Source organism: Xanthomonas sp. NCPPB 1132 (assembly GCF_056629235.1).
Genome location: NZ_CM152819.1, coordinates 2,271,710 through 2,290,474, shown reverse-complemented (window position 1 = coordinate 2,290,474; position 18,765 = coordinate 2,271,710). Strand labels below are relative to the sequence as shown.

Genomic DNA, 18,765 nt, shown 5'->3' with positions numbered 1-18,765 from the left:
CTCCTGAGAAGGATGGAAAAGGAATCAGCCGTGCGCCGGCGCGTCGGCGTGGGCCGGCGCATGCGAGACCAGCGGCCGCCCGGCCAGCTTGCGCAGGGCGACATAGAACACGGGGGTAAGGAACAGACCGAACAGGGTCACGCCCAGCATGCCGGCGAACACGGTGATGCCGGTGGCAGAGCGCACTTCCGCGCCGGCGCCATGCGAGAACACCAACGGCACGGTGCCGGCGATGAAGGCGATGGACGTCATCACGATCGGGCGCAGGCGCAGGCGGCAGGCCTGCAGCGCCGATTCGACGATGCCCTTGCCCTGCAGCTCCAGTTCGCGGGCGAACTCGACGATCAGGATCGCGTTCTTGCACGCCAGGCCCATCAGCACCACCAGGCCCACCTGCACGAACACATTGTTGTCGCCGCCGCTCAGCCACACCCCGAACAACGCCGACAGCAGGGTCATCGGCACGATCAGGATCACCGCCAGCGGCAGCGTCCAGCTCTCGTACAGCGCAGCCAGCACCAGGAACGCCAGCAGCACCGCCAGCGGGAACACCACCAGCGCCGCATTGCCCTGGGTCGCCTGCTGGTAGCTCAGGTCGGTCCACTCGATCTCCATGCCGTTGGGCAGCACCTGCTTGGCGATCTGGGTGATCTTGGCCATCGCCTCGGCCGAGGACAGCGCACGCGCATCGGCTTCGCCGGCCAGGTCGGCGGCCGGATAGCCGTTGTAGCGCAGCACCGGATCCGGGCCGTAGGTCTGCTTGATGGTGACCATCGAGCCGATCGGCACCATTTCGCCGTTGGCATTGCGGGTGCGCAGCCGGGCGATGTCCTCCACGCTCTCGCGGAACGGCGCATCGGCCTGGGCGATCACCTGCCAGGTGCGGCCGAACTGGTTGAAGTCGTTGACGTAGGTCGAGCCCAGGTAGGTCTGCAAGGTATCGAACAGATCGGTCAGGGCCACGCCCTGGGCCTTGGCCTTGACCCGGTCGACCTCGGCGTCGAGCTGCGGCACGTTGGCCTGATACGTGCCGATCGGGAAGCTCATGCCCGGGGTCTGCGCCACCGCACCCTGCATCGCGCTGACCGCGTTCTGCAGCGCGCCGTAGCCGAGGTTGGCACGGTCCTCGATGAACAGCTGGTAGCCGTTACCGTTGCCCAGGCCGAGGATCGGCGGCGGCATGAAGGCGAAGGACATGCCCTCGCCCAGCTGCGAGATGCGCTGGTTGATCTCGGCATTGATCTCCAGCGCGCTGCGGTGGCGCTCGGCGAACGGCTTCAGCGGCAGGAACACCACGCCGGTGTTGGGCGTATTGGTGAACTGCAGCGCGTTGAGGCCCGGGAACGAGATCGCGTGGGCCACGCCGTCGGTCTGCATGGCGATGGTGGCGACCTTGCGCAGCATCGCGTCGGTGCGCTCGATCGAGGCGCCTTCCGGCAGCTTCACACCGGCGATCAGGTACATCTTGTCCTGGGTCGGGATGAAGCCGCCCGGCACCGCCTTGAACATCAGCCCGGTGACCAGCAGCAGCACCACGTACACCGCGAACACCGCGCCGCGGCGGCCGAGGATGCGCGACACCGCGCCCTGGTAGCGGTCGGAACTGCGGTGGAAGAAGCGGTTGAACGGGCGGAACAGCCAGTTGCCGAACAGCCGCTCCATGCCGCGCGACAGGCGGTCCTTGGGCGCGTCGTGGCTTTGCAGCAGGCGCGCGGCCAGCGCCGGCGACAGGGTCAGCGAGTTGATCGCCGAGATCACCGTGGAGATGGCGATGGTCACCGCGAACTGCTTGTAGAACTGCCCGGTCACCCCGGACAGGAACGCCATCGGCACGAACACCGCGCACAGCACCAGCGCGATGGCGATGATCGGTCCGGAGACCTCGCGCATGGCTTGGTGCGCCGCCGCCAGCGGGCTCAGCCCCTCCTCGATGTTGCGCTCCACGTTCTCCACCACCACGATCGCATCGTCGACCACGATGCCGATCGCCAGCACCAGCCCGAACAGGGTCAGCGTGTTGATCGAGAAGCCCAGCAGGTACAGCGCGGCGAAGGTGCCGACCACCGACACCGGCACCGCGATCAGCGGAATGATCGAGGCGCGCCAGGTCTGCAGGAACAGGATCACCACCAGCACCACCAGCAGCACCGCCTCCACCAGGGTGTGCACCACCGCGCTGATCGAATCGCGCACGAAGATGGTGGTGTCGTACACCGCCTCGTACTTCACGTCGTCCGGGAACTGCTTGGTCAGCTCGTCCATCTTGGCGATGACCTGGTCGCGGATCTGCAGCGCATTGGCGCCCGGCGCCTGGAAGATGCCGATGCCGACCGCGTTCTTGCCGTCCAGCTGCGCACGCAGGGTGTAGTCGCCGGCGCCCAGTTGCAGACGGGCGACGTCGGACAGGCGCACGGTCTGGCCGTCGGCACCGACCTTGAGCACGATGTCGCCGAACTCCTGCTCGGTGCGCAGGCGGCCCTGCGCGTTGATCAGGGTCAGGAACTTGCTCTGCGGCATCGGCTCGGCGCCGAGCTGGCCGGCGGACACCTGCACGTTCTGCTCGCGCATGGCCGCGACCACGTCGCTGGCGGTGAGGCCGCGTGCGGCCACCCGTTCCGGGTCCAGCCAGGCGCGCATCGCGTAGTCACCGCCGCCGAACACCTGCGCATCGCCCACGCCCTGGATCCGCGCCAGCGCGTCCTTGACGTGCAGGCGCGCGTAGTTGCGCAGGTACAGGCTGTCGTACTTGCCCTTGGGCGAGGTCAGGTGCACCACCATCAGGAAGGTCGGCGACTGCTTCTGCGTGGTCACGCCCTGCCGGCGCACGTCCTCGGGCAGGCGCGCCTGCGCCTGCGCGACGCGGTTCTGCACCTTCACCGCGGCATCGTCCGGATCGGTGCCCGGGCGGAAGGTCACGGTCATCTGCAGCACGCCGTCGGAGCCGGCGACCGACTTGATGTACATCATGTTCTCCACGCCGTTGATCGCTTCCTCCAGCGGCGTGGCGACGGTCTCGGCGATGACCTTGGGGTTGGCGCCCGGATACACCGTGCGCACCACCACCGAGGGCGGCACCACGTCCGGGTATTCGCCGATGGGCAGCAGCGGGATGGCGATCAGGCCCGCGGCGAAGATGACGATCGACAGCACGGCAGCGAAGATCGGCCGGTCGATGAAGAATCTGGAAAAGTCCATGGGTGGTGGTCCTGGAAACGGTTGAAACGGGGGCCGGGCGCGGACGCAGGCATGCCGGTGGCGGCGCCGGGCCATGGCGGACCCGGCGGAGACGGCCGGCACTGGCCAGCCGGTGCTGCGTCGGCGCCCGCGACTCAGTCGAGGGCGACGGCCTGACGCGGTGCGGCCGGGGACGTGGTCTGCAGCGCGATCGGCTTGGCCTGCACCGGCATGCCGGGCATGAACACCTTCTGCACGCCGTCGACGATGACCTTGTCGCCGGCGGACAAGCCGCTCTGCACGATGCGCAGGCCCTCGGCGCTGCGGCCGAGCTGCACGTCGCGCCGCTGCGCCTTGCCGTCCTTGTCGACCACGTAGACGTACTTGCGGTCCTGGTCGGTGAGCACCGCGCGGTCGTCGATCAGCACCGCGTCGAAGCGGCCGCTGCCGAGCAGCCGCACCCGCGCGAACAGGCCCGGGGTGAAGCGGCGGTCGGCGTTGTCCAGCAGCGCACGCACGTGGATGGTGCCGGTGCTGCGCACCAGCTGGTTGTCGAGGAAATCGACCTTGCCGGCATGCGGATAGCCATCCTCGCCGACCAGGCCGACCTGCACCGGCAGGCTGCCGTCGCGTTCGCTCGGGCGCTGGCCGTCGCGCGCCATCTGCGCATAGCGCAGGAAGGTGCCTTCGTCGGCATCGAAGTACACGTGCACCTTGTCCAGCGACACCAGCGTGGTCAGCACGCTGGCGCTGTCGCCGGCGGTGACCAGGTTGCCGGCGGTGACCATTGCGCGGCCGGCGCGGCCGTCGATCGGCGCGCGCACCTGGGTCCATTCCAGGTTCAGGCGTGCGCTGTCCACCGCCGCCTGCGCGGCCAGCACGTCGGCCTGCGCCTGCTCGGCGGCGGCGCGTCGCTGCTCCCAGCTCTCGGTGGAGATGGCCTGCTGCTCGGACAGGGTCCTGGCACGCGCGGCCTCGCTGGCGCTGAGCTTGGCCTGGGTGCGCGCACGCGCCAGATCGGCCTCGGCGCGCGCCAGCTCGGCGCGGTAGCTGCGCGCGTCGATGGTGAACAGCACCTGGCCCTTCTTCACTTCCTGGCCTTCGACGTAGGCGACCTTGTCGATGTAGCCGGACACGCGCGGGCGCAGGTCGACGTGCTCCACCGCCTCGACGCGGCCGCTGAACTCGTCCCACTGGCTGATCTGCTTCTGCAGCGCTGGCGCCACGCCCACGCTCGGCGGCGGCGGCGCGCCCTGTTCGTTGGCCTGGCTGCCGCAGGCGGCCAGCGTGGCGACCAGCAGCGCCACCGCCAGCGGGCGCAGGGCGCCCGGCAGCAGGCGCGACGGCATCGGAATCGGATTCATGGAGAGACCTCGTGGGTGGAGAAGGAAAACGGCAAGGGGGTGAGCAAGGCGCTGCGCGGCTGGGCGAAGTGGCGGCGGTCGATCTCGACCAGCGCACGGTCCGGCCGCTGCGGTTCTGCGAGCAGGTGGACCACGGCGCGGCCGACGCCGAGGGTGGTGAACCACTCCGGGCAATCGTCGATGGCGGCGTCGCTGCGGCACACCGGTTCGGACAGCGACAGCAGATGCACGTGCACGCCGAGCGGCTTGGCTTCCTCGTGCAGCACCTGGGCGAGCATGCGGATCGCCGACGCCGCCACCGAACTGTCGCCATGCCCGGACCAGGCGCGCAGCGCGCAGGGACTGCCCAGCAGCACGTAGCGGGCGCCGCGCTCGTGCTGCGCCAGCAGCGGCACCAGATGCCGGGCGGCAGCCAAGTGCGGCAGCAGGTCGGCATCCAGGCGCTTGCGCAGCGCGCCCAGCGGCCGCTCCAGCAGGCGCCCCGGCCGCAGCGGGCTGCCGAGCGCGGCGACCACCCCGGCCAGCGGCCGCGGCCGCTGCGCGACCTCGGCGACCAGGGCCGCGGCGGCCGCATCGGTGGCGACCGAGCCGGACAGCACGTCCAGGCCGGGTTCGTCGCGGTGGCGTTCGCGCAGCGCGGCCAGACGGGCGCGGTCGCGCGCCACCGCCAGCACCGGGCTGCCCGCTTCCAGCAGCGCCTGCACCACGCCCTGCCCGACCGTGCCGCTGCCGCCGAGGACCAGAACCTCGGGGGCCAACGTCCCGCTCACGGGACTTTTCCTCCCGCGGACGGGACAATCGCGATTCGACCCAGCCGGTCGTTGCCGGACGCGCCCAGGCGCAGGCTGCTGCCGCCCTGCCGCCGCGGCGGCGGCGTGAACTCGCGAAACGCTTTCGGATAAAGGGATTGCGCCGTCGCCACGGACGCGGAACGGCGCCGCAGCTGGCGATCGGGGCAGGCGAAAAACTGGAACAGGGTGCGCATCGACATGGGCAAACACCGTCGGTGATGGCGAATGCGGACAAATTAGGCGCCAAAGCCGCACTTGATTAGTCCGAATTAAGGGGAATAATCGTCCCGCTACCGGTCCAATCGTCTCCACCTCAAGGAACCGCCATGAGCCACGATCTCAACGACACCCTGATCTTCGTCAAGGTGGTCGAGCAAGGCAGCTTCATCGCCGCGGCCAATGCCCTCGGCCTGCCCAAGACCACCGTCAGCCGCAAGGTGCAGGACCTGGAGGCGCGGCTGGGCGCGCGCCTGCTGCACCGGACCACGCGCCGGCTCGGGCTGACCGAGGCCGGCGCGGTCTACCACGAGCATTGCCAGCGCATCGCCCGCGAACTGGAGGAAGCCGAGAGCGCGGTGGGCCAGTTGCAGGCCGGCCCGCGCGGCTGGCTGCGCTTCAGCGTGCCCTATTCGGCCGGCATCTCGTGGGTGGCGCCGATCCTGGGCGAATTCCACCGCCAGCACCCGGAAGTGCGGCTGGAGATGATCATGACCAGCGACAAGGTCGACCCGATCGCCGAAGGCGTGGACGTGGCCCTGCACATGGGCACGCTGCCGGATTCGACCATGGTCGCGCGCAAGCTCGCCACCTTCCGCACCCAGGTCTTCGCCAGCCCCTATTACATCGAACGCCACGGCGAACCACTGCATCCGGACGATCTGCAGCACCACCGCACGCTGGCGCTGAGCAACGGCCGCGGCGGCGGCAACCGGCTGTGCTGGCCGCTGCGCAACGGCAAGCAGAGCGGCGAGTTCCTGGTCCAGCCGATCCTGCTGGCCAACGATTCGGCAGCGCTGATCGGCGGCCTGGTCTGCGGCGAAGGCCTGGTGCTGGCCAGCGATGCGACGATCAAGCCGCTGATCGAGGCCGGCAAGGCGCGGCGCGTGCTCGGCGGCTGGGTCGGGCCGGACCTGGACTTCAACGCGGTGTTCCCGGGCGGGCGCATGCTCTCGCCGAAGGTGCGCGCCTTCGTCGACTTCCTGGTCGACAAGCTCAACTTCGACGTCAGCTACATGATGGCGCAGTGCCCGGCCAAGCTGGCCACGCAGCAGGCCGAGGACGGCGCCGAGTTCACCCTGTGCAGCGGCGTGGCGATGAACACGCAGTCGCTGGCCACCCTGCCGCGCGTCGCCGCCGCGCCTGCGCCCGTTCCTGCGGACGCGGCACTGGAAGCGGAAGCCGAGGACGAAGAGGACGCGGCGCTGGTCTGAGCCGCGTCGCGCACGGCCCTTCGCATCGGTACGACAAAAACGCGAACGGGCCGCAGTGCGGCCCGTTCGTCGTCACCATTGCCAGATCGGTCAGCCGGCCGAGGAGCGCAGCGGCACCACGCGGATCTCCACGCGGCGGTTCTGCGCGCGGCCGGCCTCGGTGCTGTTGTCGGCGATCGGATACTTCTTGCCGGCGCCGAGGGTCTGGATGCGCTCGGGCTGTACGCCCTGCGCGGTCAGGTACGCGGCCACCGAGGACGCGCGCTGTTCGGACAGGCGCTGGTTGACCGCATCGCTGCCGATGCTGTCGGTGTGCCCGACCACTTCGATCATGGTCTGGTTGTATTCGCCCAAGGTCTGCGCCACGCCGTTGAGTGCCGAATAGAACTGCGGCTTGAGCGTGGACTGGTTGAAGTCGAAGGTGATGCCGTCGGGCAGGTTCAAGGTGATGTTGTCGCCGTCGCGACGCACGTCGATGCCGGTGTTGGCGGTGCGCTCGCGCAGCGCGCGTTCCTGCCGATCCTGGTAGTTGCCGATCGCCGCGCCGCTGAGCGCGCCGATGCCGGCGCCGATCATCGCGTGCTGGCGGCGCTCGGTGGCGCTGCTGCCGCTGAGCAGGCCGGCGGCCACGCCGACCGCGGTGCCGATCAGCGCGCCGCGACCGGTGCGGTTCTGCTGCTCGGTGGGATTGCCGTACTGGTCGCGCTGCACGTAGGAGCCGCCGGTGGCGCAGGCGGACAGCACCAGCGCACTGGCCAGGGCCACGGATATGCCGCGAATGGCGGTCGTTTTCATCATGTTCTCTCCGAACCTGGATGGACGTGGTGGCAGCATAAACAGCGCCACGCGAGGCGCGGATGAACGCGGCGCGGCGCGCGATGCGCCAGGTTCAGGAAGACGGCAGCAGGGTCTCGGCGTCGGCCGCGCTCAACGGCTGCTCCCAATCGCTCATCAGCGCCAGGTACAGCAGCTTCTCGAATTCGGCGCCGACCCGCCGCATCACCGCGTCCGGATCCGGAATCAGCCGCGCATCGCCGATCAGGCCGAAGTGCACGCGGTGGTTGTAGCTCATGATCGACACGCCGACGCCGATCGAACCGGTCTGCGGCACCCAGAACATCATCTCGCGCACGCGGCTGCCGGCCAGGTACAGCGGCTGCTGCGGCCCCGGCACGTTGGTCGCCACGGTGGTGGCTTTGCGGCTGAACAGGTCCAGCGCCGCCGACTGCAGCGCCGCCGGCGCCATGCCCACCGCCGCGAGCAGACCGAACACCACCATCGCCTGCCGCGACTGCTTGAGCTGCTGCATCGATTCGGCCACGCATTGCAGCCGCCGCACCGGATTGGCCTCGCCCACCGGCAGGTCCAGGAACACCAGGCCGAAGTGGTTGCCGAGCTTGCGCGCGTGCTCCAGCGGGCGCAGGTTGACCGGCACGGTGGCGCGCAGAGTCACCCCGTCCAGGCGTTCGCCGCGCTCGAGCATGTAATCGCGCAACGCGCCGGCCATGGTCGCCATCAGCACATCGTTGACCGTGCAGTCGCAGGCGCGGCCGACCGCCTTGACCTCGTCCAGGTCCAGCGGTTCGGCCCAGGCCACGCGCTTGCTGACGCCGAGGCGGCCGCGCAGCAGCGTCGGCGGATCGTCGGCCAGCAGCAGCGCATTGACCAGTTCGCGGCCGATCAGCCCACCTTCGCGCGCCAGCATCTGCGGCAGGTTCGGGTCTTGCGCCATCGCCCGGCCCTTGTCGAGCATGCGCCCGCCGAGCTTGAGGTAGCGGTCCACCGCGCCGACCCGGCGCACCACTTCCTTGCCGTCGTCCTTAAGCCAGGCGCGCTCGAGCTGCGCCGACGGCTCCGGGGTGCGCTGGGTATCGGTCAGCGACAGCAGCACCTGAACCAGGGCGATGCCGTCGGCGTAGCTGTGGTGGATCCGCGCCACCAGCGCCGAGCCGCCTTCGTAGCGCTCGATCAGGTGGAACTGCCACAGCGGCTTGGTCTTGTCCAAGGGCGTGGACGCCATCTGCCCGGCGAAGCGCTCCAGCGCCTTCTTCTGCCCGCGCCCGGGCAAGGCCGACAGGCGCACGTGCCAGTCCAGGTCGAAATCGTCGTCGCGCTGCCAGTAGGCGCCGGTGGCGGTCTCCACCGGCTTCTGCAGGAATCGCGGAAACGCCAGGAAGCGCTTGCGCACCAGTTGCTTGAGCGCAGACAGGGTCAGCGGCTCGTCGAACATCAGCACGCCGGTGATCATCATCGGATTGGTCGGCCGGTCCATCCGCAACCAGGCGGTGTCCACGCGCGACATCGGTTCGCGCTGCGGCTTGCGGCGAGCTGAGCTGGTGGCCATGCGGGCTCCTGTCCGAGCCCGGAGTGAATCATGGCCCCGCGAAGGGCGTCAATCGCGCCTGCGGCCGTGCTGCGCCGCGCAACACGGCGCGATGTTCAACCGGCAGCGGTCTCGCGGTACGCGGCCAGCGCCGCGTCGCGGCCGGCGGCCAGGTCCACGATCGGCTGACGCGGATACTGCGGCGCAGCCTGCGCCAGCCGCTGCGGCGCCTGCCAGGGCGCGAAGCGATCGGCCACCGGCAGCGCTGCCAGCTCCGGCACCCAGCGCGCGATGTACTCACCCTTCGGATCGAACTTCTGCGCCTGGGTCACCGGATTGAACACGCGGAAATAGGGCGCGGCGTCGGCGCCGGTGCCGGCCACCCACTGCCAGCCCAGGGTGTTGTTGGCCAGGTCTGCATCGACCAGGGTGTCCCAGAACCAGCGCGCGCCCTCGGACCAGTGCACGCGCAGGTGCTTGCACAGGTAGCTGGCGACGATCATGCGCACGCGGTTGTGCATCCAGCCGGTGTGCCACAGCTCGCGCAGGCCGGCATCGACGATCGGCACGCCGGTGCGTCCACGCTGCCAGGCGTGCAACTGCGCGGGATCGGGCGTGGCCCAACGGAAGCGCTCGAAGCGCGGATTGAGGTTGCGCTCGGGCGTGTCGGGAAAATGGTGCAGCAGGTGATGGGCGAAGTCGCGCCAGCCGAGCTGGCGGATGTAACCGTCGATGGCCGCGGCGGTGGCGGCGCGGCGCTGCTGTTCCAGCGTCGCGACGATGCGCCAGGGCGCGATCTCGCCGAAATGCAGGTGCGGCGACAGCCGCGAGGTGCCGACCTGGTCCGGGCGGTCGCGGCCGTCGAGATAGTCGCGCAGCGCGCCATCGACGAACACCTCCAGCGCCTCGTGCGCGCCCGCCTCGCCCGGCTGCCAGACCTCCCAGAAGCCGCGATCCCAGTCCAGCGCCGGCGCCAGGCCGAGCCGCTCCAGCGGCAGGCTGTCCAGATCCGCGGGCGGCGGCGGCAGCGACTTCGGCGCGGCCTGCAACGCCGGCACCTGCCAATGGCTCAGCGCGCTGCGCCAGAACGGCGTGAACACCTTGTACGGGCCGCCCTGCTGCGTCGCCAGTTGCCAGGGTTCGAACAGCAGCGCGCTGTTGTGGCTGTGCACCTCCAGCCCCTGTTCGCGCAGTTCGCGCTTGAGCCGCGCGTCGCGCGGTTGCGTGGCCGGCTCGTAGCGGCGATTCCAGTACACCGCCTCCGCGCCGCAGTCGGCGATCACCTGGCGCAAGGCGACCTCGGCCGGACCCTGGCGCAGGATCAGACGCGAACCGCGCGCGCGCACTTGCGCGTCCAGCGCCGCCAGCGAGCGCTGCAGCCAGCTGCGCGAGGCCGCGCCCGCGGCCCATGCGCCCTCGTCTTCCGGACTGTGCAGGTAGACCGGCACCGGCGTATGCCCGGCATCCAGCGCGGCCTGCAGGGCGGGTTGATCGTGCAGGCGCAGGTCGCGCCGGAACCAGACGATGGCGTAGCTCATGCGAGGAGACGCAGCGAAGGACGCGCCATGATACGGATCGGGTGCAGCGGCCAGGTGAGCATGCGGCGACGCGACCCGCACGTGCCTGCACTTTGACTTCCCTGGCCCGATGCGGGTCGCACTGACCGGATTTCGTAGACATCGCCGCGCGCCGCGCGCGTGTGCCGCACCCGCCCTGCTATAACGCCTAGGCGGGCGCCGTCATGTCGAAGCGGCGCCGCGACCGCTGCTGTTGGACGACGTTCCGGGGAAGGACGTCATCCGTGCTCTCGCTGCACCGCGCACGACACGGCCACGGCCGTCTCGCGCGCACGGGGAACATCCGCCATCGCTTCTGCGACCTCACGGCCACCACGGCCGGCGAGCGCGGCTGCGTGCGGCCCGAACCGCCCGCGCCCGGACCTGCATCGACAGGGCCGCGCCGCGCTGCGGGCAGCCGACGGCGCAGCACGGTCATGCCCATCGCCGACATCCGCAACACCCTCAGGAGAGCAAGACCCATGGACAAGCGCATCGCAAAAGCCGCCCTCACCCTCGCGCTGTGCCTCACCGCCCCGCTGGCGATGGCCTGCAGCACCGAGATCGAGGAAGGCCCGGGATCGTGCGGTTATCAACCGCCGGGCAGCGGCGGCAGCAGCACGCCGGTCTACACGCTGCAGGGCGTGATCCAGAACCAGGGCTACGAGTCCGACAACCGTCCGGCCGGTGGCAAGCGTCTGAAGATCCGCGCCTACTCGCGCTTCGCCAACGCCAACAACGACCGCGTCGACGCCAACTACATCAACGTGCGCTGCAACGCCTACGACCCGTACGGCAACGGCTACACCACCGATTACGACGAGGAAGGCAACGGCGCCCTGGTCGACGTGCACTTCACGTCGAACTTCGTCTACGGCGCATACCGCAAGATCACCGTGGTCTGCACCCATCATGCCGAGTACGGCGCCAACACCTACGACACCACCAGCAACGCCCAGATCGACATTCCCTACTGATCCTCGCTGCCTCCGCCCGCACGCCGGCGTCCGCAGCCTTGCGTGCGGGCGTCGCGCGTCGCGACCGCTGCCCGCAGGTGCGGGCTGCGGATCACTCGAACGCGCCCACCGAATCGTGGGCGAGATTGTCGAAGCGGGTGTATTCGCCGAAGAACTTGAGCTTGCACGACCCGGTCGGGCCGCCGCGGTGCTTGCCGATGATGATTTCGGCCAGGCCCTTGTCCGGCGAGTTTTCCTTGTTGTAGTAGTCGTCGCGGTAGATGAACACGATCATGTCCGCGTCCTGCTCGATCGCGCCGGATTCGCGCAGGTCGGCCATCACCGGGCGCTTGTCGGTGCGGGTTTCCAGCGAGCGGTTGAGCTGCGACAGCGCGATCACCGGCACACCCAGCTCCTTGGCCAGGCCCTTGAGCGAGCGCGAAATCTCCGAGATCTCGGTGGCGCGGTTCTCGCTGTTGCCGGGTACCGACATCAGCTGCAGGTAGTCGATCACGATCAGGCCCAGGTCGTGCTCGCGCTTGAGCCGGCGCGCCTTGGAGCGCAGCACTTCCGGCGACACGCCCGGCGTGTCGTCGATGAAGATCTTGGTCTCCTTGAGCATCTTGATCGCGCCGGTGACCCGCGCCCAGTCCTCGTCCTCGAGCTGGCCGGTACGCAGGCGCTGCGCGTTGATGCGGCCGTTGGAGGAGATCAGGCGCATCGCCAGCTGCGAGGCCGACATTTCCATCGAGAACACCGCCACCGCCTTCTTCGACTTGATCGCCGCGTACTCGGCGATGTTCAGCGCGAAGGTGGTCTTGCCCATCGCCGGACGCGCGGCGAGGATGATCAGGTCGGTCGGCTGCAGGCCGGCGGTCATCGCATCGAAGTCGGTGTAGCCGGTCGGCAGGCCGGTGATGTTGCCGCCGTTCTCGAAGCGGTTGCGCAGTTCCTCGAACGCGTCCTTCAACGCACCTGGCATCGCCACGAAGTCGCTACGCCCGCGCGCACCGGCCTCGGCGATCTGGAATACGGCCTTTTCCGCCGATGCCAGCAGCTCCGAACTCTCGCGCCCTTCCGGCTGGAAGCCGTCGTTGACGATGGTGGTGCCGACCTCGATCAGCTGCCGCAGCACCGCCTTGTCGCGGACGATTTCGGCGTAGGCGACGATATTGGCCGCCGACGGCGTGGTGCTGGCCAATTCGATCAGGTAGGCGCCGTCGCCGACCATCTCCAGCTTGCCCTGCGACTCGAACCACTCGCCGAGGGTCACCGCGTCGAACGGGCGCCCCTTCTCGGCCAGCTCGCGGATCGCGCGGTAGATCAACTGGTGATCGCGCCGGTAGAAATCGTTCTCGGTGAGCTGGTCGTTGACCCGGTCGTAGGCGTCCGGCGCCAGCATCAGGCCGCCGAGCACGGCCTGTTCGGCCTCGATCGAGTGCGGCGGCACGCGCAACTGGTCGAGACGCGGCTCGCTGCGTTCGCTGCGCTCGCTCTTGCGATCGCCGCGGTAGCCGGGACGGGCGGACATAGGCTGGGTCTTCTCTGTGGGGCGCGGGCGCCGGGCGCGGCCTCACCGCGGCCCGGGCACCGATTTTAGTCGCCGCGCCCGGCCGGGGCTAGGGCGGGACGCCTGCCGAACGACAGCGCGCCTCACCGCGATCGGCACTCGCTGGGGACAAGTCTGGGGACAACCGGTTGAGAACCTCGCCGAGACCTTGCGGCACAAGGCCCGCCCTGCCCGATCCAGGCGTCACCGACCGCGATTGCAGTGGCAGCGCTTCAGGCCTGCAGCTCGTCGATCCAGGCAATGAACTTGTCGACGAAACCGGAGAGGAACTTGCGGGTGCGCTCGTCGTCGATCGCGCCGTCCTCGGCGATCAGCCCCTCCTTGAACTGCAGAAAGATCTCCGGCTGCCCCAACACCGGCATGTCCAGGTAGGCCAGCACGTTGCGCAAGTGCTGTTGCGCCAGGGCGGTGCCGATCGACCCGGGCGAGGTGCCGCACACCGCCGCCGGTTTGCCGGCGAAGGCGCTCTCGCCATACGGACGCGAGCCCAGGTCGATGGCGTTCTTGAGCACGCCGGGGATGGAGCGGTTGTATTCGGGGGTCACGAACAGAACCGCGTCGGCGCCGCTGACCTGCGTCTTCAGGCGCCGGCCCTGCGCCGGATAGTCGTGGTCGTGGTCCTGGTTGTACAGCGGCAGGTCGCCGATCTCGACGTACTCGAAGCGCGCACGGTCGCCGGCGAGGCGCTCCAGCGCGTGCGCCAGGCGCCGGTTGAACGATTCCTTGCGCAGGCTGCCGACGAACACGGCGATACGGTACTGGCTCATGGCGTAGCTCCAGACTGAATGGATCTTCAGGCTAGCCGCCGCCGCGCGGCAGTCAGGTGAACGCCACGTCTGCACCGGCCTGCGCCAGTCGCGCGCGCACCTCGTCCGGCAGCGGTGGCAGCGCCACGAAGCCCGGCGTCGCGCGCACCCGCTGCAGCCAGTCGCACAGCGCCGGATACTGCGTCAGCGCGATACCGGCATCGCCGGCACAATGGGTGTAGGCGAACAACGCGATATCGGCAATGCCGTAGGCCGGGCCGGTGAACCAGGCCTGCGCCTGCAGGTGCTGCTCCATCACCGCCAGCGCCCGCACTGCGCCCTCGCGCAGGCGTGGCAGCTCGGCGCGCCGCGGCGAATCGGGTGGCGTCCAGCCGCAGACGAAGCGCGCCACCGCCACGTAGGGCTCGTGGCTGTACTGCTCGAAGAACAGCCAGCTCAGCGCCTGCGCGCGCTGCCAGGGATCGGCGGGCAGATAGCCGGTGCCCTCGGCCAGCCAGCACAGGATGGCGTTGGATTCGGCCAGCACGCGCCCGTCCTCGCGCTCCAGCAGCGGCACCTTGCCGTTGGGATTCTTGGCCAGGAAGGCCGGGGTCCGGGTCTGGCCGTTGGCGCTGTCGATCTCGACCCAGCGGTAAGCGCAGCCGAGCTGGTCCAGCAGCAGCCGCACTTTGTAGCAGTTGCCGGACAGGGCCATGCCGTACACGGTCAGGGGAAAACGTTCGGATGCCATGCGCCGCTCCTGTGTGGACGTCTGCTGTCGTTGGGGTTCAGCGCCGCGCCTGCCATTGCGCGCGCGACTGGCCCCAGACCTCGATCGGTTCCTGCGGCAGCGGCTCCGGCAATTGCCCGGGACGCAGATACCGCGAGCCCAGCTTGCTCGCCACCGCCTTGGAGTTGGCGTTGTCCGGGGCGATGACGTGGATCACCTCGCTCCAGCCCAACTGCGCGAACGCCCAGTCGATCGACGCCGCGGCCGCCTCCGGCGCATAACCCTGGCCCCAGTGCGGATGCGCGATGCCCCAGCCAACCTCCGTGCCCGGCCAGCCGTGCGGCTGCCAGGGGCCGACCCGGCCGATCCACTGCCCGCTGCGCTTCTCGATCACCGAGAACATCGCAAAGCCCTGCAACTGCCAGCTGCCGACCATCGTCGCCAGGCCGCGCCAGACGACCGACGGCGCCTGCACGCCGCCGAGGTGATGCATGGTCTGCGCATCGGCGGAAAACGCGCAGAACGCCGCGAAATCCTCGGCGGTCGGCGGGCGCAGCAACAGGCGCTCGGTTTCCACGCGCACATCGAAGACGCTCATCGTCGGGTCTCCTGCAAAACGGGCCCGCGCCGCGCGCGGGACATGGGTTCAAAACGCGTTGATGCCGGTCAGCTCGCGACCGACCACCAGTTGGTGGACGGTCTCGGTGCCTTCGTAGGTGATCACCGATTCCAGATTCAGGGCGTGCCGGATCGCGCCGTAGTCGGTGGTGATGCCGGCGCCGCCGAGCAGGTCGCGGCACTCCCGCGCGATGTCCAGCGCCATGCGCACGTTGTTCCACTTGGCCAGCGAGACCTGCGCCGGCTGCAGGGTGCCGGCGTCCTTGAGCCGGCCCAGTTGCAGCGCGAGCAACTGTGCGGCGGCGATACGCCGCGCCATGTCGGCCAGCTTGATCTGCGCACTCTGCGTCGCCGCCAGCGCCCGTCCGAACAGCATGCGTTCGCCGGCATAGGCCAGCGCCTCGCGCAGGCAGGCGATGGCCGCGCCGATCGCGCCCCAACTGATGCCGTAGCGGGCCTGGGTCAGGCAGCCCAGCGGGCCCTTCAGCCCGCGCACGCCGGGCAGGCGCTGGCTGTCGGGCAGGCGCACGTCATCGAAGAACAGCGCCGAGGTCACCGAGGCGCGCAGGCTCATCTTGTGCGCGATGTCCTGGGTGCCGAAGCCCGGCGTGCCGGCCTCGACCAGGAAGCCCTGGATGCCGTCGTCGGTCTGCGCCCACACGATCGCCACGTCGGCGATGCTGCCGTTGGTGATCCACATCTTGCTGCCGCTCAGGCGCCAGCCGTCGCCGTCGCGCACGGCACGGGTCTGCATCGCCGCCGGGTCGGAGCCGCCCTGGGACTCGGTCAGGCCGAAGCAGCCGATCGCGGTGCCGGCGGCCATCGCCGGCAGCCAGCGCTGGCGTTGCGCGTCGCTGCCGTAGGCGTGGATCGGGTACATGCACAGCGAGGACTGAACGCTGACGAAGCTGCGCAGGCCGCTGTCGCCGCGCTCCAGTTCCTGGCAGATCAGGCCGTAGCAGACCGCGTTGAGGCCGCCACCGCCATCGGCTGCGGGCAGGCTGGCGCCGAGCAGCCCCAGTTGCGCCAGTTCCGGCACCAGCTCGCGCGGGAACCGCGCCTGGTCGAAGGCATCGCCGATCACCGGCAGCACCTTGGCGTCGACGAAGCGCGCCACCGCCTGCTGGATCGCGCGCTCCTCCTCGCTGAGCAGCGCGGCTACGTTGAACAGGTCGTCGCAAGGCAGGGGCATGGCGGTGTCCACGGCGAAAGCCGCATTGTATCGGCCCTGCCTGCGCCACCGCCCTCAAATAGAAGAAGGCCGGCGCAAGCGCCGGCCTTCGGAGGTACAACCGCGCTGCGATTCAGCGCTGGCTGACGGTGGTGTCGCCGGCCGAGGCGGTCTGGGTGACCAGGCGGCCGTCCAGCACCGGCAGGCGGTCGCTGTTCGGACGGTCGTCCATGCGCACGGTCTTTTCCTGGCCGTCGTAGCGGTAGGTCACGTCGTAGCCCTTGACCACGTCCTGCGACCCCATGGCGATGCGGTTGCCCGGCTTGCTGTCCATGCGCATGGTGCCGGTGGTGCCGTCGTCGTTGCGGTAGGTCACGTTGTAGCCGGTGATGGTCGAGAACTGCGCGGTGCTGTTCTCGGTATGGCACTGGCGCTCGGTGCGGTCGACCACGCGGCCGCCGACGTGGTTCTGGTCGATGCGGTTGCCGATGAAGCCGCCGGCCACCGCGCCGGCCGCGGTCGCGGCCTTGCGGCCGTTGCCGTGGCCGATCTGGTTGCCGAGCAGGCCGCCGACCACCGCGCCGACCACGGTGCCGCCGACGTTGCCGTCGCGCTCGGGCAGGCGCTCCTGCACCACCACGTCGTTGCACACCTGGCGCGGCGTGGTCGTGGTGGAGGTCTCGCGCAGCGGCTCGGTGCCGATCACCTCGGCGTAGCGCTGCTGCTTCTGGGTGATCGGATCGACCCGCACCACGTCGGCATACTCGAGCTTGCCGCCGACGCTGTTGTCCATCGCGCTGTCGCCGCGCGTGTTGTCCAGGGCCGGGCGCACGTCGCTGCTGCCGACGTCCACCGGTTTGTCGCGATTGTTCATGAAGGCCGCGGTGGCGACGCCGCCGACGAGCAAGGCGCCAGCCGCGACCAGAACGGTTGTCGTAGTGCTTTTCATGTGTGCTCTCCTGCGGGCTGACCGCGTTGTCTACGGTGCTGTGATTACCATGCCGAAGCTGAACCGATCCGCTCCCTATTCAGTAACGTGGCGTACACATGGCTGGTAACGCCCGCGGAACGTCGCCATATCGAGGCTGTTAGCGTTTCCACCGCTCCCCGGAGGACGTGCCGTGCCCAATCCGATCGTGTATCCGCTGCTGCGCTGGGCGGGCAAATTGCGCTACCCGACCCTGTTCAAGATCACCGCCGGCCTGTTCGTGCTGAGCGTGCTGCTGCCCGACCCGGTGCCCTTCATCGACGAGATCGTGTTCGGCCTGGGCACGCTGCTGCTGGCCAACTGGAAGACCCGCACACCGGCGCCGGCTACCGAGCCGTTGACCTCCACCGCCCGACGCGTGCGCCGCTGAGCGCCGATGCAGTTGATCGACAGCCATTGCCACCTGGACGCGGCGGAGTTCGACCCGGACCGCGCCGCGGTGATCGCACGCGCGCAGGCGGCCGGCGTGCAGGCGCAGGTGGTGCCGGCGATCACTGCGGCCTCCTGGCCCAAACTGCGTGATGTATGCGCGGCCGCGCCCGGCCTGTATCCGGCGTACGGGCTGCATCCGTTGTTCCTGGATCAGCACCGCCCCGAACACCTGCCCTTGCTCGGCGAGTGGATCGAACGCGAGCGTCCCTGCGCCATCGGCGAATGCGGCCTGGATTTCTTCGTCGAAGGCTTGGACGAAGCCGAGCAGCACCGCTACTTCGTCGGCCAGTTGCAACTGGCACGAGAGTTCGACCTGCCGGTGATCGTGCATGCGCGGCGCGCGGTGGACGCGGTGATCCTGGCGATCCGCAAGGTCGGGCGCCTGCGTGGCGTGGTGCACAGTTTCTCCGGCAGCGCCGAACAGGCCGCACAGTTGCGATCGCTGGATTTCCTGATCGGTCTCGGCGGGCCGGTCACCTACGAACGCGCGCAGCGCCTGCGTCGGCTCGCCGCCACGATGCCCCTGGAGCAATTGCTGCTGGAAACCGATGCGCCGGACCAGCCCGACGCGGCGATCCGCGGGCAGCGCAACGAACCGGCGCGGCTATGCACGGTGCTGGACACCATCGCCGAACTGCGCGATGCACCTGCCGCCGCCATCGCCGCGCAGACCACGGCCAACGCGCGGCGCCTGTTCGGCCTGCCCGACACGCGCGCCGGCACGCCCGTCATCGCCTGACCCAACGCGTTTCTGCACACCGCACATTCCGACGCTGCGCGTCGCTTTTTGACGCACTGACACAGGAACAGACGCCGCACGTCGGCCGCGCAATGCGTGATTGCAAGGCGGTCGACGCGGCACATCGCCTGGCAAAACGGCTTTCGTCCGAAACTGTGACCTGGGCAGGCGGATGCA

The 18,765-nt window shown here is 69.5% G+C and carries 17 protein-coding genes; 4 read left to right on the top strand and 13 right to left on the bottom strand.

Translation table 11 applies throughout. The features are described 5' to 3' along the window. Positions 1–24 precede the first annotated feature (24 nt). From AC1G9L_RS09710 to AC1G9L_RS09695, 4 genes are all read right to left on the bottom strand, one after another. Positions 25–3,195, bottom strand: coding sequence for a multidrug efflux RND transporter permease subunit (locus AC1G9L_RS09710; RefSeq protein ID WP_019801586.1), 3,171 nt, complete (start codon positions 3,193–3,195; stop codon positions 25–27). Positions 3,196–3,329: 134 nt separating this feature from the next. Further along, positions 3,330–4,523 carry an efflux RND transporter periplasmic adaptor subunit gene (locus tag AC1G9L_RS09705; RefSeq protein WP_481071084.1) on the bottom strand — a complete coding sequence of 398 codons (1,194 nt, stop codon included), beginning with the start codon at positions 4,521–4,523 and terminating at the stop codon, positions 3,330–3,332. A gap of 11 nt (positions 4,524–4,534) precedes the next feature. Continuing rightward, on the bottom strand, positions 4,535–5,308 hold the full coding sequence (locus AC1G9L_RS09700; RefSeq protein ID WP_481070870.1) for an SDR family NAD(P)-dependent oxidoreductase: 774 nt from the start codon (positions 5,306–5,308) through the stop codon (positions 4,535–4,537). After that, positions 5,305–5,529: a hypothetical protein gene (locus AC1G9L_RS09695; protein WP_019800184.1), complete on the bottom strand. Its 225-nt coding sequence runs from the start codon at positions 5,527–5,529 to the stop codon at positions 5,305–5,307. The genes AC1G9L_RS09700 and AC1G9L_RS09695 overlap by 4 nt, the downstream gene beginning before the upstream one ends. A 126-nt stretch (positions 5,530–5,655) precedes the next feature. Between AC1G9L_RS09695 and AC1G9L_RS09690 the strand changes: the two genes are divergently transcribed. Continuing rightward, a complete protein-coding gene (locus AC1G9L_RS09690; RefSeq protein WP_019800183.1) occupies positions 5,656–6,759 on the top strand; it encodes a LysR substrate-binding domain-containing protein in 1,104 nt (367 codons plus the stop codon). Between the two features lie 90 nt (positions 6,760–6,849). Here AC1G9L_RS09690 and AC1G9L_RS09685 read toward each other — a convergent pair whose 3' ends face one another. From AC1G9L_RS09685 to AC1G9L_RS09675, 3 genes are all read right to left on the bottom strand, one after another. Continuing rightward, complete coding sequence (locus AC1G9L_RS09685; protein ID WP_481070868.1) at positions 6,850–7,554, bottom strand: YiaD family glycine zipper/OmpA-like lipoprotein; 705 nt, start codon at positions 7,552–7,554, stop codon at positions 6,850–6,852. Between the two features lie 94 nt (positions 7,555–7,648). Continuing rightward, positions 7,649–9,103, bottom strand: a complete 1,455-nt coding sequence (locus tag AC1G9L_RS09680; protein WP_019800181.1) for a wax ester/triacylglycerol synthase family O-acyltransferase — start codon at positions 9,101–9,103, stop codon at positions 7,649–7,651. A 95-nt stretch (positions 9,104–9,198) separates the two neighbouring features. Further along, positions 9,199–10,620 (bottom strand): FAD-binding domain-containing protein, encoded by a 1,422-nt coding sequence (locus AC1G9L_RS09675; protein WP_019800180.1) that lies wholly within the window; start codon positions 10,618–10,620, stop codon positions 9,199–9,201. A 500-nt stretch (positions 10,621–11,120) separates the two neighbouring features. On the opposite strand from AC1G9L_RS09675, the gene AC1G9L_RS09670 reads away from it, so the two are divergent. After that, positions 11,121–11,615: a hypothetical protein gene (locus AC1G9L_RS09670; protein WP_019800179.1), complete on the top strand. Its 495-nt coding sequence runs from the start codon at positions 11,121–11,123 to the stop codon at positions 11,613–11,615. A gap of 91 nt (positions 11,616–11,706) precedes the next feature. On the opposite strand, the gene AC1G9L_RS09665 is transcribed toward AC1G9L_RS09670, so the two are convergent. The 6 genes from AC1G9L_RS09665 to AC1G9L_RS09640 form a co-directional block, all read right to left on the bottom strand. Further along, the gene (locus tag AC1G9L_RS09665; RefSeq protein ID WP_010344425.1) at positions 11,707–13,125 is read right to left on the bottom strand and encodes a replicative DNA helicase; all 1,419 of its coding nucleotides are present in this window, start codon (positions 13,123–13,125) and stop codon (positions 11,707–11,709) included. A 251-nt stretch (positions 13,126–13,376) separates the two neighbouring features. After that, entirely contained in the window at positions 13,377–13,931 is a 555-nt protein-coding gene (locus tag AC1G9L_RS09660) for an NAD(P)H-dependent oxidoreductase (RefSeq protein ID WP_019800178.1), read from the bottom strand. Between the two features lie 52 nt (positions 13,932–13,983). Further along, positions 13,984–14,661 (bottom strand): glutathione S-transferase family protein, encoded by a 678-nt coding sequence (locus tag AC1G9L_RS09655; RefSeq protein ID WP_481070866.1) that lies wholly within the window; start codon positions 14,659–14,661, stop codon positions 13,984–13,986. Positions 14,662–14,698: 37 nt separating this feature from the next. Further along, entirely contained in the window at positions 14,699–15,238 is a 540-nt protein-coding gene (locus tag AC1G9L_RS09650) for a GNAT family N-acetyltransferase (protein WP_019800176.1), read from the bottom strand. 48 nt (positions 15,239–15,286) lie between these two features. Next, a complete protein-coding gene (locus AC1G9L_RS09645; RefSeq protein WP_481070864.1) occupies positions 15,287–16,450 on the bottom strand; it encodes an acyl-CoA dehydrogenase family protein in 1,164 nt (387 codons plus the stop codon). Between the two features lie 112 nt (positions 16,451–16,562). Beyond that, on the bottom strand, positions 16,563–17,378 hold the full coding sequence (locus AC1G9L_RS09640; protein WP_481070862.1) for a glycine zipper 2TM domain-containing protein: 816 nt from the start codon (positions 17,376–17,378) through the stop codon (positions 16,563–16,565). Between the two features lie 172 nt (positions 17,379–17,550). Between AC1G9L_RS09640 and AC1G9L_RS09635 the strand changes: the two genes are divergently transcribed. Then, positions 17,551–17,787 (top strand): DUF6116 family protein, encoded by a 237-nt coding sequence (locus AC1G9L_RS09635; protein ID WP_010344418.1) that lies wholly within the window; start codon positions 17,551–17,553, stop codon positions 17,785–17,787. 6 nt (positions 17,788–17,793) lie between these two features. After that, complete coding sequence (locus AC1G9L_RS09630; protein ID WP_019800173.1) at positions 17,794–18,588, top strand: TatD family hydrolase; 795 nt, start codon at positions 17,794–17,796, stop codon at positions 18,586–18,588. Positions 18,589–18,765: the final 177 nt, after the last annotated feature.

What these genes read in the sequence shown, in the direction of transcription:
- AC1G9L_RS09710 (WP_019801586.1), bottom strand. Translation starts at nt 3,195, where the DNA reads ATGGACTTTTCCAGATTCTTCATCGACCGGCCGATCTTCGCTGCCGTG.
- AC1G9L_RS09705 (WP_481071084.1), bottom strand. Translation starts at nt 4,523, where the DNA reads ATGCCGTCGCGCCTGCTGCCGGGCGCCCTGCGCCCGCTGGCGGTGGCG.
- AC1G9L_RS09695 (WP_019800184.1), bottom strand. Translation starts at nt 5,529, where the DNA reads ATGTCGATGCGCACCCTGTTCCAGTTTTTCGCCTGCCCCGATCGCCAG.
- AC1G9L_RS09690 (WP_019800183.1), top strand. Translation starts at nt 5,656, where the DNA reads ATGAGCCACGATCTCAACGACACCCTGATCTTCGTCAAGGTGGTCGAG.
- AC1G9L_RS09685 (WP_481070868.1), bottom strand. Translation starts at nt 7,554, where the DNA reads ATGAAAACGACCGCCATTCGCGGCATATCCGTGGCCCTGGCCAGTGCG.
- AC1G9L_RS09680 (WP_019800181.1), bottom strand. Translation starts at nt 9,103, where the DNA reads ATGGCCACCAGCTCAGCTCGCCGCAAGCCGCAGCGCGAACCGATGTCG.
- AC1G9L_RS09675 (WP_019800180.1), bottom strand. Translation starts at nt 10,620, where the DNA reads ATGAGCTACGCCATCGTCTGGTTCCGGCGCGACCTGCGCCTGCACGAT.
- AC1G9L_RS09670 (WP_019800179.1), top strand. Translation starts at nt 11,121, where the DNA reads ATGGACAAGCGCATCGCAAAAGCCGCCCTCACCCTCGCGCTGTGCCTC.
- AC1G9L_RS09665 (WP_010344425.1), bottom strand. Translation starts at nt 13,125, where the DNA reads ATGTCCGCCCGTCCCGGCTACCGCGGCGATCGCAAGAGCGAGCGCAGC.
- AC1G9L_RS09660 (WP_019800178.1), bottom strand. Translation starts at nt 13,931, where the DNA reads ATGAGCCAGTACCGTATCGCCGTGTTCGTCGGCAGCCTGCGCAAGGAA.
- AC1G9L_RS09655 (WP_481070866.1), bottom strand. Translation starts at nt 14,661, where the DNA reads ATGGCATCCGAACGTTTTCCCCTGACCGTGTACGGCATGGCCCTGTCC.
- AC1G9L_RS09650 (WP_019800176.1), bottom strand. Translation starts at nt 15,238, where the DNA reads ATGAGCGTCTTCGATGTGCGCGTGGAAACCGAGCGCCTGTTGCTGCGC.
- AC1G9L_RS09645 (WP_481070864.1), bottom strand. Translation starts at nt 16,450, where the DNA reads ATGCCCCTGCCTTGCGACGACCTGTTCAACGTAGCCGCGCTGCTCAGC.
- AC1G9L_RS09640 (WP_481070862.1), bottom strand. Translation starts at nt 17,378, where the DNA reads ATGAAAAGCACTACGACAACCGTTCTGGTCGCGGCTGGCGCCTTGCTC.
- AC1G9L_RS09630 (WP_019800173.1), top strand. Translation starts at nt 17,794, where the DNA reads ATGCAGTTGATCGACAGCCATTGCCACCTGGACGCGGCGGAGTTCGAC.